Source organism: Leucobacter chromiireducens (genome assembly GCF_051993095.1).
GTDB lineage: Bacteria > Actinomycetota > Actinomycetes > Actinomycetales > Microbacteriaceae > Leucobacter > Leucobacter chromiireducens.
Genome location: NZ_CP197024.1, coordinates 113,181 through 128,172 on the forward strand (window position 1 = coordinate 113,181; position 14,992 = coordinate 128,172).

Annotated in this window: 12 protein-coding genes and 1 tRNA gene; 10 read left to right on the forward strand and 3 right to left on the reverse strand. The window is 66.0% G+C overall.

The features are described 5' to 3' along the window. Positions 1-28 precede the first annotated feature (28 nt). A complete protein-coding gene (locus ACR81A_RS00550) occupies positions 29-505 on the reverse strand; it encodes an Lrp/AsnC family transcriptional regulator (protein WP_202380417.1) in 477 nt (158 codons plus the stop codon). Between the two features lie 171 nt (positions 506-676). Between ACR81A_RS00550 and hisC the strand changes: the two genes are divergently transcribed. From hisC to ACR81A_RS00590, 8 genes are all read left to right on the forward strand, one after another. Next, the gene (gene hisC, locus ACR81A_RS00555) at positions 677-1,768 is read left to right on the forward strand and encodes a histidinol-phosphate transaminase (protein WP_440312231.1); all 1,092 of its coding nucleotides are present in this window, start codon (positions 677-679) and stop codon (positions 1,766-1,768) included. 286 nt (positions 1,769-2,054) lie between these two features. Further along, positions 2,055-3,065 carry an ABC transporter substrate-binding protein gene (locus ACR81A_RS00560; protein ID WP_202380415.1) on the forward strand — a complete coding sequence of 337 codons (1,011 nt, stop codon included), beginning with the start codon at positions 2,055-2,057 and terminating at the stop codon, positions 3,063-3,065. 2 nt (positions 3,066-3,067) lie between these two features. Then, positions 3,068-4,018 (forward strand): ABC transporter permease, encoded by a 951-nt coding sequence (locus ACR81A_RS00565; protein ID WP_202380414.1) that lies wholly within the window; start codon positions 3,068-3,070, stop codon positions 4,016-4,018. A 7-nt stretch (positions 4,019-4,025) separates the two neighbouring features. After that, positions 4,026-4,817, forward strand: a complete 792-nt coding sequence (locus ACR81A_RS00570) for an ABC transporter ATP-binding protein (protein ID WP_202380413.1) — start codon at positions 4,026-4,028, stop codon at positions 4,815-4,817. 266 nt (positions 4,818-5,083) lie between these two features. Beyond that, positions 5,084-6,109 carry an ABC transporter substrate-binding protein gene (locus tag ACR81A_RS00575; RefSeq protein ID WP_202380412.1) on the forward strand — a complete coding sequence of 342 codons (1,026 nt, stop codon included), beginning with the start codon at positions 5,084-5,086 and terminating at the stop codon, positions 6,107-6,109. A gap of 117 nt (positions 6,110-6,226) precedes the next feature. Then, the gene (locus ACR81A_RS00580; RefSeq protein WP_440312232.1) at positions 6,227-7,201 is read left to right on the forward strand and encodes an ABC transporter permease; all 975 of its coding nucleotides are present in this window, start codon (positions 6,227-6,229) and stop codon (positions 7,199-7,201) included. A gap of 4 nt (positions 7,202-7,205) precedes the next feature. Further along, positions 7,206-7,997, forward strand: coding sequence for an ABC transporter ATP-binding protein (locus ACR81A_RS00585; RefSeq protein ID WP_202380410.1), 792 nt, complete (start codon positions 7,206-7,208; stop codon positions 7,995-7,997). 107 nt (positions 7,998-8,104) lie between these two features. After that, complete coding sequence (locus ACR81A_RS00590; protein WP_440312233.1) at positions 8,105-11,824, forward strand: aldehyde dehydrogenase family protein; 3,720 nt, start codon at positions 8,105-8,107, stop codon at positions 11,822-11,824. On the opposite strand, the gene ACR81A_RS00595 is transcribed toward ACR81A_RS00590, so the two are convergent. After that, positions 11,821-12,333 carry a GNAT family N-acetyltransferase gene (locus ACR81A_RS00595; protein ID WP_440312234.1) on the reverse strand — a complete coding sequence of 171 codons (513 nt, stop codon included), beginning with the start codon at positions 12,331-12,333 and terminating at the stop codon, positions 11,821-11,823. The genes ACR81A_RS00590 and ACR81A_RS00595 overlap by 4 nt on opposite strands. A gap of 133 nt (positions 12,334-12,466) precedes the next feature. Between ACR81A_RS00595 and ACR81A_RS00600 the strand changes: the two genes are divergently transcribed. Continuing rightward, positions 12,467-12,548, forward strand: a tRNA-Tyr gene (locus tag ACR81A_RS00600). A gap of 339 nt (positions 12,549-12,887) precedes the next feature. Further along, positions 12,888-14,000, forward strand: a complete 1,113-nt coding sequence (locus ACR81A_RS00605; protein WP_440312235.1) for a fatty acid desaturase family protein — start codon at positions 12,888-12,890, stop codon at positions 13,998-14,000. Positions 14,001-14,176: 176 nt separating this feature from the next. Here the strand turns inward: ACR81A_RS00605 and ACR81A_RS00610 are convergent, their stop codons facing one another. Continuing rightward, entirely contained in the window at positions 14,177-14,383 is a 207-nt protein-coding gene (locus ACR81A_RS00610; RefSeq protein WP_440312236.1) for a hypothetical protein, read from the reverse strand. Between the last annotated feature and the right edge of the window lie 609 nt (positions 14,384-14,992).

The window sequence follows — 14,992 nt, forward strand, 5'->3', positions numbered from 1 at the left end:
CGGCCCGCGAGACACCGCTCTGGGCGCGCTACGCGACGTCTGGCGCCGTGCTACGCACGAGCGGCAGCGTGCGGTTCTTGAAGTGGCTCTCGAGTGCCAGCCGCGTGGAGGCGCGCGCCACGCCCTCGGTGTGCGACATCAGGTCGAGCACGCGCTGCAGATCGTGCGTTGAGCGCGACACGATGGTCGCCATCATGTCGTAGTCGCCCGTGATGGTGTGCAGCTCGAGCAGCTCCGGGATCTTCGCGAGCCCCTCGGCCACGCGCTGGTGGCCGACCGACTGGTGGATTTGGATCGTGCAGAAGGTGCGGAGCGGGTAGCCGAGCGCCGCGGGGTCGATGTGCGGCGCCTCGGACGCGATCACCCCCGTGCGGCGGAGCCGATCGAGCCGACCCTGCGCGGTGGCGCGGGCGACACCAAGCCGCCGAGCGCACTCGACAACAGAAATGCCCGCATTCTCGCTGATCAGCGTGATTAGACGGACGTCCAGCTGGTCGATGCTCATGATCCTCCTTGATGCGGCATTCTGTACCGACTTTCCGTGATCAGGCTATACGAACTGAGCATATTGTCGAGGAAAACTTGTACCGTTTGACCTGCCCACCTCGGGCTCCCTAGAGTGGCTCGGTCAGGAGGGTTGCCGCGCGCAGCCCGCGATGCAATCGAAGGAGTGAGCATGTCGAAGGTGACGCAGTTCCGTCCGGGCCTGGAGAAGGTCGCGGCGTACCGCGCGGGAAAGCCCGCGCCCGTGGGGCCCGATGGGCGGAGTGTGAAGCTCTCGTCGAACGAGAACCCGTACGCCCCGCTGCCCTCTGTGGTGCGTCGTCTGGCGGAGGCGCTTCCCGAATCGATTAGCCGATACCCGAGCATCGCCGCAGAGTCGCTCACCGCTGCACTCGCCACGCGCTTCGGGGTCGCTGCCGACAACCTGGCGCTGGGCTCTGGCTCGGTCGAGGTCGCCGCGCAGCTCATCCACGCGCTCGCCGGCCCTGGCGACGAGGTGATGTTCGCGTGGCGCTCGTTCGAGGCCTACCCGATCCTTGTGCGCGTCGCCGGAGCCGTGCCCGTCGAGGTGCCGCTCGACGCCGACGCACGCCATGATCTCTCGGCAATGGCCGATGCGATCACCGACCGCACCCGGCTCATCTTCGTGTGCAACCCGAACAACCCGACGGGCACCGTGGTCACGGAGGCCGAGCTCGAGGCGTTCATGGCCCGCGTGCCGAGCGACGTGCTCGTGGTGGTTGACGAGGCGTACGTCCACTTTGACGTTGCCGCAGATTCGCCGAGCGGCATCGACTTCTTCCGCCGCTACGACAATGTCGCAGTACTCCACACCTTCTCGAAGGCGTATGGCCTCGCCGGCCTGCGGGTCGGCTACGCGATCGCTCCCGACGCCGTCGCTGAGGCGCTGCGCAAGGTAGCGATTCCGTTCGCGGTGACCCGCCTTGCGCAGGAGGCGGCTGTCGCCTCGCTCGAAGCGGAGGGCGAGCTGCAGGTGCGCATCGACGAGATGGTGCTCGAGCGGGATCGCCTCACGGCCGCGCTCCGCGAAGCCGGGGTCACCGTGGTGCCGTCGCAGGCGAACTTTGTCTGGCTGCCGCTCGGTGAGGACACGATGGCTGCGGCTGAGGGGCTTGAGCGCCACGGCATCTCGGCCCGCGCATTTGCGGGTGAGGGCGTGCGGATCTCGATCGGCGACCCGGCGGAAAATGACCTGGTGATCGCCGCGGTGCGCGCTGAGGGCATCGGCTCGGCTGCGAAGTAGCGGTCCGCTCGCGGGGCGCGCGCACGCAGCTGTGCGCACGCCCCGCGAAAACTGCCCGCTCGGGGGCACGCTGAACGAGATGCGGAAAACCGAGCAACTTGACTAGCAATATCTCGATTGAGCTGTCCGAATTGTCATATCTGTCTACCGTTTAGGTGTCAGGTTTACTCACAAACGGAAGCTCACTACGATCGAGCAACGGACATCGATGTCACTACGGCGTCGAGCAGCAACCCCTCGGCGCGGGATCGCCTCGAGGATCATCACACTGGAGTGAGGAACACCCATGGCACGCACACGCTTTCAGACCCGGGCGCTCGGTGTCGCCGGACTCGCAGCCGCGGCTGCGCTCGTACTGAGCGGCTGCACCTCCGGCTCGGGCGACCAGGGCGGCGGGGATGCCGACTCGGTCACCATCGGCATCAGCCAGTTCGTGCAGCACCCCGCGCTCGACGCCGCGGCCGAGGGCTTCAAGCAGGCATTCATCGATGCGGGCTACGTTGAGGGCGAGACGGTCACGTTCGACGTGAAGAACGCGAACGCTGAGGTCGCCACGGCCACCACGATCGCCCAGACCTTCGCGAGCGACGGCGTGGACCTCGCTCTCGCCATCGCAACGCCCTCCGCGCAGGCCGCTGCACAGAACCTCACCGATATCCCCGTGCTCTTCACCGCGGTGACCGACGCGGTCGCGGCAGATCTCGTCGAGTCGAACGAAAAGCCGGGCGGCAACGTCACCGGGACGAGCGACCTCAGCCCCGTCGCTGACCAGATCGACCTCATCACCGAGATTAAGCCCGACACGAAGAAGATCGGTATGGTCTACGGTTCTGGCGAGGTCAACTCGCAGGTGCAGGTCGAGCTGGCGCGCGAGGCTGCGAAGAAGCACGGGATCGAGGTCGTCGAGGCCACCGTCACGAACGCTTCCGAGCTGATGCAGGCCACCGAGTCGCTGGGCGACGTCGATGCGATCTACACGCCGAGTGACAACCTGGTCGCCTCCGGCATCGGTGCGATCGTGGGCGTTGCCGAGGACAAGGGCATTCTCGTGGTTGGCTCCGATTCGACCCACGTCGAGGGCGGCGCCGCGGCAACCGTGGGTATCGACTACACGAAGCTCGGCAAGCAGACCGGCGAAATGGCGATCCGCATCCTGAAGGACGGCGCTGACCCCGCGACGATGCCGGTCGAGACGTCGAAGGACCTTGAGCTGACCATCAACCCCGACGCGGCGAAGCGCCTCGGCGTGACGCTGCCGGACGCGCTCGTCGAGCGCGCCGCGAACGTGGTGAAGTAACCATGATCGGCGCAATTGAGCTGGGCCTCATCTATGGCGTGATGGCGCTCGGGGTGTATCTCACCTTCCGCGTGCTGAACTTCCCCGACCTCACCGTCGACGGCAGCTTCACCACGGGTGCCGCGGTCGCGGCCTCCCTCATTACCGCGGGCCAGAACCCGGTGCTCGCCACCCTCGCGGGCGGCGCAGCCGGTCTCGTCGCTGGCGCAATTACCGGTCTGCTGCACACGAAGGGCCGCATTGACGGCCTGCTCGCGGGTATTCTCACGATGATCGCGCTGTGGTCAATCAACCTGCGCATCATGGGCAAAGCGAACTTGCCGCTCTTGCGTGCGGAGACGATTTTCACGCCGCTGAAGGATGCCGGCGTGCTTGGCACCTGGGCGGGCATTGGGGTCATCTTCGTAGCCGTGATCCTGCTCAAGATCGTGATCGACTGGTTCCTGTCGACCGACCTGGGTCTGTCGATTCAGGCAACCGGCAATAATGAGCAGATGATCCGCAGCTTCGGTGTGAACACCGATGGTACGAAGATTCTCACCCTTTCGCTGTCGAACGGTCTCGTTGCCCTCTGCGGTGCACTCGTGGCGCAGTACCAGGGCTTTGCGGATATCAGCATGGGCATCGGTCTGATCCTCATCGGTCTGGCCTCGGTGATCTTGGGCCAGGCGATCTTCGGTCAGCGCTTCATCTGGCTCGCGAGCCTCGCGGTGGTGCTCGGCGCGATCATCTATCGACTGATCATCTTCTTTGCACTGCAGGCTGGTCTGAACCCGAACGACATGAAGCTGGTGACGGCGGTGCTCGTGGTCGCGGCGCTGCTGCTGCCGCGCTGGGGCTTCCTGAAGAAGCTGCCATCCCTGCGGGATCGCGGGAACAAGCGCGGGGGAGACCCCGCACCCGACCCCGTGGCATCGGCAACGACGGGCGTGACCGTCCCGGTGGAGAGGTAAGAACACCATGCTGAACATTGACCGGATTTCCAAGACCTTCTTTGCCGGCACGATCAATGAGCGGAAGGCGCTCGTTGATCTCAGCCTGAAGCTTGATGAGGGTGACTTCGTTACCGTCATCGGCTCGAACGGCGCGGGCAAGTCGACGCTGCTCAACGCGATTGCGGGCCGCTACACGGTCGACACGGGCGAGCTGACCATTGACGGAAACCCCGTTTCGAAGCTCAAGGAGTACCAGCGCGCTCGCTACGTCGGCCGGGTGTTCCAGGATCCGATGGCGGGCACTGCTCCCGACCTGACCATTGAGCAGAACCTCGCGCTCGCGCTCCAGCGTGGCAAGCCGCGCGGGCTGGGTCTCGGCCTGACAAAGGCGCGCCGCGAGCTGTTCATCGAGGAGCTGAAGTCGTTGGAGTTGGGGCTTGAGAAGCGCCTTCCGGCGAAGGTGGGGCTGCTCTCGGGTGGGCAGCGGCAGGCACTGTCGCTGTTGATGGCTGGGTTCACGCAGCCGCGTATTCTGTTGCTTGATGAGCACACGGCGGCGTTGGATCCGCAGCGTGCGGCGCTTGTCACGGATTTGACCGAGCGCATTGTTGCCCAGGGTGGGTTGACCACGTTGATGGTCACGCACAACATGGAGCAGGCGCTGAAGTTGGGCAACCGTCTCATCATGATGCATGAGGGGCGGATTGTGTTCCAGGCAACGGCTGAAGAGAAGACGCACTTGACGGTGCCGCAGTTGCTTGCTGAGTTCGCGAAGATCAAGGGTGCGACGTTCGACGATCGCGCACTCCTCGCATAGCCGTAACTTTCATCTCGTCCAGGGGCGAGCGCTGTGCTGCAGGATCCGGAACGGATTGGCAGCCGGGCGCTCGCCCCTGTGCGCGTTTTGGCGCAGAAACCCGCTCAGGCACTGGGATCGCAACGTCCGCATCACAATGTGTCAGAAGTTGCCGTTGCGCCCGCTCCGCGGTCTACGATGGCGACGTCGGGGCTTTTGCCTCGGACCACACAGTGCGCCCTGGCTCTGGTCAGGGCGGATCCATATTTGCTAAGGACCTGATACACATGCGACAGATTTCATCTCGCCGCCGCATGCTCGCACTCGCGAGCCTCGGCGCGGCCGCCGCACTCACGCTCAGCGCCTGCTCCTCCGCACCCTCGGATAGCTCTGGCGGCGACGATGCCGCGAAGCCCGAGACGGTGAGCATTGGCATCAGCCAGCTCGTGCAGCACCCGGCGCTCGACGCAGCGACCGAGGGCTTCAAGCAGGCGTTCATCGATGCGGGCTATGTCGACGGCGACACCGTGAAGTTCGATGTGCAGAACGCGAACGGCGAGCAGGCCACCGCGGTGACCATCGCGCAGACGTTCGCGACCTCGGACGTTGACCTCGTGCTCGCGGTCGCGACCCCCGCCGCGCAGGCCGCTGCGCAGGCGATCACCGACAAGCCCGTGCTTTTCACCGCTGTGACCGACGCGGTGTCGGCGGAGCTCGTCAAGTCGATGGACGCACCGGGCGCCAACGTCACCGGCACGGTTGACGCCGTGCCCGATGACGCGCTGAAGACGCAGTTCGAGATCATCACCGAGCTGAAGCCCGACGCGAAGAAGGTCGGCATCGTTTACGCATCGGGCGAGGTCAACTCGCAGGTGCAGGTCGAGGCAGCTGAGAAGGTTGCCAAGGAGCTCGGCCTCGAGATCGTCACGAAGACCGTGACCACCGCGAATGACATCGCGCAGGCCACCGAGGCCCTCGGTGACGTCGACGCGATCTACGTGCCCACCGACAACATGGTGGTCTCGGGCATCGCATCGCTCGTGCAGGTCGCGGAGAAGGCGAAGATCCCCGTGATCGGCGCTGAGCCCGGCACCGTCGAGGGTGGCGCGGTTGCTACCTACGGCATCGACTACACGAAGCTTGGCAAGCAGACCGGCGAGATGGCCATCAAGATCCTTGAGGGCGCCGATCCCGCGAAGACCCCGGTTGAGACGCCGGCTGAGCTCAGCTACGTGGTGAACCCCGCGGCTGCGGAGCGCATGGGCGTTGAGATCCCGAAGTCGATCCTCGACGACGCGACCGTCGTAGAGTAGATCCGTACGCAGTACCCCTGAAGCAGTGGCTGTCGCGCGCACGCGCGGCAGCCACTCTTCCCATTCACGGACGGGAATCCGCCGGATTCCGTGTCCCGAACGCAAGGAATAAACCGGATGATCGGCGCGCTCGAACTGGGTCTCATATACGGAGTGATGGCGCTCGGGGTGTATCTCACCTTCCGAGTGCTGAACTTCCCCGACCTCACCGTGGACGGCAGCTTTACCACGGGCGCTGCGGTCGCGGCGTCGCTGATCACGCTCGAGCAGAACCCCATCCTCGCGACGCTGGCCGGAGCCGCGGCGGGCCTGGTCGCCGGTGCAATCACCGGTCTGCTGCACACGAAGGGCCGGATCGACGGTCTGCTCGCGGGTATTCTCACGATGATCGCGCTGTGGTCGATCAACCTGCGCATCATGGGCAAGGCAAACGTGCCGCTCTTGCGCGCTGAAACCGTCTTCACCCCGCTGAAGGATGCCGGCGTGCTGGGCACCTGGGCGGGCATCGGCATCATCTTTGTGGCCGTGATCCTGCTCAAGATCGTGATCGACTGGTTCCTGTCGACCGACCTGGGTCTGTCGATTCAGGCGACGGGAAATAACGAGCAGATGATCCGCAGCTTCGGTGTGAACACCGATGGCACGAAGATCCTCACGCTTTCACTCTCGAACGGTCTGGTGGCACTGTGCGGTGCGCTGGTGGCGCAGTACCAGGGCTTCGCGGACATCAGCATGGGCATCGGCCTGATTCTGATCGGTCTCGCCTCGGTGATCTTGGGGCAGGCGATCTTCGGTCAGCGCTTCATCTGGCTGGCGAGCCTCGCGGTGGTGCTTGGCGCCGTGATTTACCGCCTCATTATCTTCTTTGCGCTGCAGGCTGGTCTGAACCCGAACGACATGAAGCTGGTCACTGCGGTGCTCGTGGTCGCGGCGCTGCTGCTGCCGCGCTGGGGCTTCCTGAAGAAGCTCCCGTCGCTGCGCAACCGGGGCGGCAAGATTGAACCGCGTGAATCGGACCCCACGGGGACACCGCAGACCGCAGCCCCGAGCGCCGCACCCGCCGGCGCATCGACCGAGACCGCGGGGAGGTAACCGCATGCTGACGATCGATCAGATCTCTAAGACCTTCTTCCCGGGCACCGTCAATGAGCGGAAGGCGCTCGTTGACCTCGGCCTCAAGCTTAATGAGGGTGACTTCGTTACCGTCATCGGCTCGAACGGCGCGGGCAAGTCGACGCTGCTGAACGCGATTGCGGGCCGGTATACGGTTGACACCGGCACAATCGAAATTGACGGCAAGCGCGTCAACAAGCTGAAGGAACACCAGCGCGCACAGTACGTGGGCCGGGTATTCCAGGATCCGATGGCGGGCACCGCGCCCGACCTGACGATCGAACAGAACCTCGCGCTCGCGGTACGCCGTGGGCGGAGCCGTGGGCTGAAGCTGGCGCTCACTCGTTCGCTGCGCGAGCGCTTTGTCGAGGAGCTGAAGTCGTTGGAGTTGGGGCTTGAGAAGCGCCTTCCGGCGAAGGTGGGGCTGCTCTCGGGTGGGCAGCGGCAGGCACTGTCGCTGTTGATGGCTGGGTTCACGCAGCCGCGTATTCTGTTGCTTGATGAGCACACGGCGGCGCTCGATCCGCAGCGTGCGGCGCTTGTGACGGATTTGACCGAGCGCATTGTTGCCCAGGGTGGGTTGACCACGTTGATGGTCACGCACAACATGGAGCAGGCGCTGAAGTTGGGCAACCGTCTCATCATGATGCATGAGGGGCGGATTGTGTTCCAGGCAACGGCTGAAGAGAAGACGCACTTGACGGTGCCGCAGTTGCTTGCTGAGTTCGCGAAGATCAAGGGTGCGACGTTCGACGATCGCGCACTCCTCGCATAGCCTGACGCGTCGCGAACGCTCCCGGTCTCCCTGAATGGGGGCCGGGAGCGTGTGCGTTTCGGCGTGCGCCTCCAGGAAAAGCGGGGCGCGAACCCTAGAGTGAAGTCATGGCAGCCACCTCGTCTCCCCAGGGAACGGCATGGGCCGTTTCCGCCGCTTCGGCCGAGGCACGTGCGGCCGCTTGGCTAGAGGCGCTGCGCGGTCGTGACGACGAGGCCGCCCGCGCCCCGCTCGGCGGGATGCACCGTGACCCCGAGAGCTTCGACTTCACCCGTCGGCTGCTCGACCTTGTCGCAGGGACCGACGATGCTTTCGCCTCCGCGGTGGGGCTCCGCGAGATGGCGCATGAGGTGCCCGAATCGATAGGCATTCGAGACCGCCTTGCGGTGCGCGCGGGCGGAGCCGCCTCGCTCGGGCTCCCCTGGGCCGTCATGCCGGTCGCGCGCCGCTGGCTGCGCACCCGCCTGTCGAGCCTCGTGCTTGCCGCGAAGCTGCCCTCGCCGGGCCTGCCCGACGCGGGCGAACAGATCGACCCCGGCAAGATCACTGCGCTTGCTGAAGCGCTGCGGCGGCATCGAGATGCGGGCCTCGTGCCCGTGGTGGCGCCCCTCGGTCTGGCGGTGCACGGGCCAGAGCAGGCTGCGGCAGAGGCACGGCGACTCACGGCGCTCGCTGCGCACCCCACGATCGGCCACATGCGCGTCGATCCCGAACGGCTCGTGCCCGGCGGCACCGAGTGGTCCGCGGATGCGGACGTCGCCGCGGCGGCCTGCGCGCTGCAGCCCATCCTTGCGGCAGCCGCGGAACACGGCACCACATTGCACATCGAACCGCAGAGCGTGCGGTGGGCCCGGCTCATTCCGGACCTGTTGGACCGCGCACTCGCCGACCCCGCGTTTGATCGGGCGCGTGTGGGCACGCGGCTCCTTGCCGAGTTGCCCGAGTCGCGTGAGCTGTACAGCCGCCTGAGCCGGTGGGCGCAGCGGCGTGTGGCAGAGGGCGGGGCACCCGCTGAGGTGGTGATCGGCGTCGGCGGTGTCGCAGGCGCGGAGCGGATTGCCGCAATCACCAGCGGTCTGCCCGTCCCCGTGCTCGAGGAACGCGACGCGGTGGCCGCGCAGCTCCTCCGACTTGCTGAGCTCGCACTGCATCCTGGCCGTGCCGCGGTGCTGCGCCCCGTGATTGCAAGCGAGGATCCCATCGTGCTTGCAGCAGTGGTGAGTTGTGCCGCGGAGCTTGGCGCCACCGGGCTCGCCTCGCTGCAGCTGCGCGGGGGAGTGGTGCCCGGTCTCGCCGAGGCGATCGTGGCCGATGGTGGCGAGGACATCGAGGTGCGGATCGAGCAGCACGTCGTCGCGCCGAGCGAGTTCGCGGGCGCGGTCGAGTTGCTCGTCGGTCTTGCCGGCGAGGCGGCCGATCCCGAGTCAGCGCCCTCGCGCGTCGACGCGCTGGTTTCCGGCGACGAGAACACGTTCGCCGCAGAGTGGGAGGCGCATGAACGGGCCTTCGCGCTCGCGACCGAGGCCGCACCGGAGTCGCACCGAACGCAGTTGCGCGCCCGCGAGTGGGATCCGAGCGAGCGCGACAGCGCCCTGTTCTACCGCTCACCCGATGAGCCCGCTCGATTCGACACCGGCGGCCTGACCGCAGCGGTGCTCGGGCTCAGCCGTGGCGCCACCGGCGCGTTCCAACTCGAGGAGTTCGCCCCGCCGCGTGCGATCCCCGCAGTCTCCGACTCCGGGTTCGCCAACGAGCCTGGCACCGATGCGAGCCTCCCAGCGAACCGAGAGTGGATGCGCGAGCAGCTGCGACTCGCGAACGCGCGGGTGGGCCAAGAGGACGAGGCGAACGCGACGGTCGCGCTGTCGCCTGCCGACCTGGATCCCGAGCGAGTCGCGCTGGCGGCCCGAGAGTCGGGGGAACGCTGGTCGACTCATGGACCTGCTGCGCGTGGAGTGAGACTGCGGCGCTCAGCGCTCGCGCTTGTCGCAGCGCGCGACCGCCTCCTCACCGTCCTTGCCGCCGACACGGGTGCGCCCGTCGCCGAGCTCGACGCCGAGGTGAACGACATTGTCGACGCCGCCCGATACGCGGGGCAGCTTGCCGCCGGGCTCGGAGCGGTGCGCGGGGCAAGTTTTGTGTCTGACGGATTGATTCTCGTGCACGGGGATGCGGGCACGCCGCTCTCGCACCAGGCCGAGGCAGTCTTTTCCGCGCTCGGTGCGGGCGCCGGGGTGCTGTGGGCGGTGCCCCATCGCTTCCTCGGTTCCGCGACCGCGCTCGTTGAGGAGTGCGAGGCGGGTGGCTTGACCCCGGGCGCCGTGCGCATCGAAGCCGTGGCGGTCGACGCGACTGTGGCTGAGCTTGCCGCGCACCACGAGGTCGACCGGGCGATCGTGTTGGGCGCGCGTGAAGTGGGACAAGAGCTCGCCCGCCGCCGCCCCGACCTGCGCATCGAGGGACAGTTCCGCGCGCGCGGCACCATCCTCGTCGCCCCCTCGGCCGATCTTGACCACGCCATCGCTGATGTGGTGGCCTCAGCCTTCCGCGCGGGCGGCGGGGATCCCCGCGGTGCACATGCCGTGATCCTGATGGGCAGTGTGGCTCGCTCTCGGCGCTTCCGCGAGGGGCTTGCCGACGCGGTCCGCGCCCTCCGTCCGGGCGACACCGCTCGCCCCGGCGACGCTGACCCGCTGGCATTCGGACTGGGACCGCTCGCGGAGCCGGCCTCCGGCGCCGCGCTGCGCGCGCTCACCGAGCTCGGCCGCGGCGAAGAGTGGCTTGTGCAGCCCGAGCAGCTCGACACCGAGGGGCGGCTGTGGAGCCCCGGGGTGAAGATTGGCGTCACCGAGCAGTCCGAGTGCTGGAGCGGGGCGGTCGCCGTGCCCGTACTCACGGTTGCGCATGCGCACTCGCTCTCCGACGCGCTGCGCATGCAGAACGCGCCGGGCGGGGGTGGCGTCGCCGGCCTGCAGTCAAACGACGGCGAAGAGATTGTTGCCTGGGTCGAGCAAGTCAGCGCGGCGGCGCTCGCGATCAACCGACCCACCTCCGGCGCACGTATCGAGCGGCAGCCGGGCGGCGGTTGGGGCGACGCCGTGATGGGTCTGCCGACCCTCGCCGGTGGGCCGAACCGCTTGCTCGCGCTCGGCTCGTGGGAGCCGCGGCCGGGTACGCGTAGCGACACGCTGCACCTGCGTGGGCTCGACCCCGAGGTGCGCCTCCTCATTGAAGCGGCGCAGCCCACCCTCGCGTACGAAGAGTTCGACGCGGTGCGGCGTGCCGCGCTCGCCGATGCGCTCGTGTGGCGCACCTCGCTCGGTGTCGACCGCGACACGATTGGTCTCGGCATCGAGCGCAATGCCGTGCGTACCCGCTCGGTGGTGACGCAGGTGCGGCTCGCGGAGGATGGCCCGCTCGCCGCGCTCGTGCGGGTGCTCGCGGCCGCGCTTCTGGTCCGCGCTCCGATCTCGCTCTCCACGGGGCAGGTGCTTCCGGCGCCGGTTGCCGACCTGCTCGCGGGGCAGGGGATCGAGGTGTCGTTGGAGCGCGACGACGATTGGATGGAGCGCCTTGCGGTGTCTGGGCCGCTCGGCCCGGGGGAGCTTCCGGCCGCGCGCGTGCGCCTGATCGGGGGCGATCCGGTGCGTGCCGCGGAGTGGATGGGCGGACTCGATCGCGCCGCGCTCTGGGCAGACACCGTCACGATGGCTGGCCCAGTGGAGCTGTTGACGCTGCTGCGGGAGCAGGCGATCTCTGCGCGCGCCCACCGGCACGGCCTTGCGATTCCGGTGCCCGGTCTCGACGAGATGCTCGAGGCGCCCTAGTCGTTCGCGGCGGCGTCCCCGCTTGTTGGAGTGCGCAGCATCGGAGTGTGCGGAATGCCATCCTCGAGGAATTCGGGGCCGTTCGTGACGAAGCCGAACCCGGCGTACCACTCGGTCAGGTACGACTGAGCGTGAATCTGGATGGGGGTCTCCCCGCATTCGGTAATCGCCGCGCGCAGCAACGATCCCGCAATGCCGCGTCCACGCCAATCGGGCGCGGTGACGACTCGGCCGATGCTGAAGCGGGGCGCCACAGCATCGCTCTCGCTCAGGATCCGAAGGCCCGCCGCGATGTCTCCCGCCGCGTCTTCCGCCCACACCTGCACCGTGCCCGGCTCGAGGTCGCGGCCGTCGAGGTCGAGGTACGGGCAATCCTGCTCCACGACGAAGACCTCCTGCCGGAGACGCGCGATGCGGTGGAACGTCTCGAGGTCGAGCGCCGCGGGGCCGCGTGCGACGCGGAGGCGGAGCTCGTCGGGCATGGGCCGCGTGATGGGAGTCTCGCTCATACCCCGATCCTCCCACGGCGTTGCGCCGTGCAACAGAGGCCGTGACCTGGTGGACAAGCCCGGCACGCCGGGTCGATTTCCGTTCGCGGCACCGAGCGGGTAAAGTTGGCTCGTCCACGTTCGCGCGGACAACGGCGGGTTACCCGAGCGGCCAAAGGGGGCTGACTGTAAATCAGCTGGCACTGCCTACGGGGGTTCGAATCCCTCACCCGCCACAGCAAGAAAATAGGCCCTGACCAGGAGCGAAAGCTCCAAGGTCAGGGCCTTTTTCGTGCCTCAGAGTTGCACTGTTGCATGCCCCTCCTCCCAGAGGGTGGCGAGTCGCCCTCTGGCAGCACTGGTATGGCCCGGGCCAGAGCGGGCAAGCCAGCAAATGTGGCGCTGAGGATCAAATCGCAGGCGGCGAGGAATGTAGCCTGTGTGCTGACTGCCAGTAACGCATATCTCAGCCCGCTGCATGGTTGGCTGGGTAGCGTGAGGGGAGCGAACGGCAGCTGCCTTTGGCTCAACATGAATCGCTTGACTCGCGGTTCTCCACGAAACCGGTGCCGCGCATGACAACTACATACTCTCCCCAAGTTTCGGGCACGGGTCCGTTCATCCCAACGCGCGCCAGAACTGGCGATTTCCCTCCTGTCGCGAAGGCGTATCGGGAGGTTTCGCAGATCGTGCGCGAGTCGGGCCTCTTGCGCCGGGCCCCGGGCTTCTACGCAATGGTGGGCGCTGGCATTGCGGTTTCGCTGGGGGCAGTGATCACAGGTTTCATTCTCCTGGGTGACAGCTGGTTCCAGCTCCTCATTGCCGCTGCGTTGGCGATCGTCCTCACCCAGATCGGTTTTGTCGGCCACGAAGCCGCGCACCGCGTTATTCTCAAGACCGGCCCAGCGAACGATCGGCTTGCTCTCGCACTTCTCGGGGTCATCGGGATGAGCTACAACTGGTGGGACTCGAAGCATTCCCGTCATCACCAAAACCCAAACCGGATTGGCAAAGATCCAGATATCCAGGCTGACACGATCTCCTTTATTGAGGAGGACGCCGGCCAGTCGCGCGGTTTGATTCGAGCGCTCACAAAGCGTCAGGGCTGGCTCTTCTTTCCGTTGCTCACGCTCGAAGGATTGAACCTGCATCTGCAGGGAATCGTTCACCTGTGCCAGCGCGGGCCCGTGAAGGGGCGTTGGATTGAGCTCTCGCTGATCGTGTCCCGCTTCGCCATACTGATCACTCCCATCTTTGTCTTCCTCCCAGTTGGCAAGGCCTTCGCGTTCCTGGGAGTGATGTTCGCGCTCTTTGGCGTGTACATGGGCGCATCATTCGCCCCGAACCACAAGGGAATGCCAGTGATCGCGCATGATGCTCGCTTTGATTTCTTCACGAAACAGGTGCGAACGTCTCGAAACATCCGTGGCGGCTGGTGGGCCACCTGGCTGATGGGTGGGCTGAACTACCAGATCGAACATCACCTCTTCCCGAGTATGCCGCGGCCGCACTTGTCGAAGGCGAGCCAGATCGTGCAAGAGCACTGTCGCACGCTGAATGTTCCATATACAGAGACATCGCTCATGCAGTCCTACGGGATTGTGATCAAATACCTCAATAGAGTCGGCCTCGCAGCTAGAGACCCCTTCGACTGCCCCATCGCAGCTCAGTACGGCCGTTCTCAGTAGCTCTCACCGACGTGTACCCAAGGAACCGATTCCGTAGAGAACGAGGGTGCGTCTGACTTGAAGCGCTCACGTCCGCGGGGAACCTCATCCACTGGAGCTGACCTCGCGATGCATCGGTGCTCCGGACTGCGCCCAAGTGGCCGAGTTCGCTTCAGTACGCAGAGCGCTTGGCCCGCTTACTGCGCGCTGTGTTCACCACTGTCGGGTATCTCGACAGCTGTGGCGGACCCTTCCGAGCGACCCGTGGCCTCCTCGGCTTTCTGGTCCCGAAGAATCTCGGCATCACGCCGAAGCTGTGTTTCGGCGGACGGCGTGTACCCACCCGCGTTGAGCACTTCACGTTCCCATTCGGTCATTTCCGGGGGCTTATCTTTTGCGTTCATGGGCTCAGCGTAGTCGCGCGCAATGTACGGCTCACAGCTTGGGGATTGAGCCGCACGCCCGCGAGATTGTTGTGGTGCCTACGCGCGTGCTGGTGGCGTAATTTCTCGCGCCTTCTGGGGCCCTCGTGCTTCTTGCCGGAGCAACTCCGCTGGCGCGACACTCGTGGGGTGCTCGCGAAAGTGCACCATTGAAGTGGGCGCCAGACAACGCTGCGGTTCCGTGTGGGTTTGCCACATCAGTTGGTCGCGACCTTGGCGCAGTCATGAGCGGGCAAAGGTCTTGACTGAGCCTGCAGTCAAGAACGGCGGATTCATGCGGGAACACTCCCGGGAACGGGGTGTGGTTTGCGGTGTGCCCGGATTCTGCGTAATGTATTCCTTTGTCAGCGCAACGCAGCCGGGCAGCTAAGCAGAAGCGAAGCGGTCCGGTCTATATGAATGCGCAGCGAATGCCCGGTTGGGTGTTTGCCTGGGGCACAGTTGCTGTTCGGAAGGGTTCCTTCGGGGGATTCTACGGGTGGTGTCTGGTCTTTGAGAACTCAATAGTGTGCACTTGATTGTCAAATGCCAATTATTTATCCCGTCGCTAAGCCCTTTTGGGTTTGGTTG

What these genes read in the sequence shown, in the direction of transcription:
- ACR81A_RS00550 (WP_202380417.1), bottom strand. Translation starts at nt 505, where the DNA reads ATGAGCATCGACCAGCTGGACGTCCGTCTAATCACGCTGATCAGCGAG.
- hisC (WP_440312231.1), top strand. Translation starts at nt 677, where the DNA reads ATGTCGAAGGTGACGCAGTTCCGTCCGGGCCTGGAGAAGGTCGCGGCG.
- ACR81A_RS00560 (WP_202380415.1), top strand. Translation starts at nt 2,055, where the DNA reads ATGGCACGCACACGCTTTCAGACCCGGGCGCTCGGTGTCGCCGGACTC.
- ACR81A_RS00565 (WP_202380414.1), top strand. Translation starts at nt 3,068, where the DNA reads ATGATCGGCGCAATTGAGCTGGGCCTCATCTATGGCGTGATGGCGCTC.
- ACR81A_RS00570 (WP_202380413.1), top strand. Translation starts at nt 4,026, where the DNA reads ATGCTGAACATTGACCGGATTTCCAAGACCTTCTTTGCCGGCACGATC.
- ACR81A_RS00575 (WP_202380412.1), top strand. Translation starts at nt 5,084, where the DNA reads ATGCGACAGATTTCATCTCGCCGCCGCATGCTCGCACTCGCGAGCCTC.
- ACR81A_RS00580 (WP_440312232.1), top strand. Translation starts at nt 6,227, where the DNA reads ATGATCGGCGCGCTCGAACTGGGTCTCATATACGGAGTGATGGCGCTC.
- ACR81A_RS00585 (WP_202380410.1), top strand. Translation starts at nt 7,206, where the DNA reads ATGCTGACGATCGATCAGATCTCTAAGACCTTCTTCCCGGGCACCGTC.
- ACR81A_RS00590 (WP_440312233.1), top strand. Translation starts at nt 8,105, where the DNA reads ATGGCAGCCACCTCGTCTCCCCAGGGAACGGCATGGGCCGTTTCCGCC.
- ACR81A_RS00595 (WP_440312234.1), bottom strand. Translation starts at nt 12,333, where the DNA reads ATGAGCGAGACTCCCATCACGCGGCCCATGCCCGACGAGCTCCGCCTC.
- ACR81A_RS00605 (WP_440312235.1), top strand. Translation starts at nt 12,888, where the DNA reads ATGACAACTACATACTCTCCCCAAGTTTCGGGCACGGGTCCGTTCATC.
- ACR81A_RS00610 (WP_440312236.1), bottom strand. Translation starts at nt 14,383, where the DNA reads ATGAACGCAAAAGATAAGCCCCCGGAAATGACCGAATGGGAACGTGAA.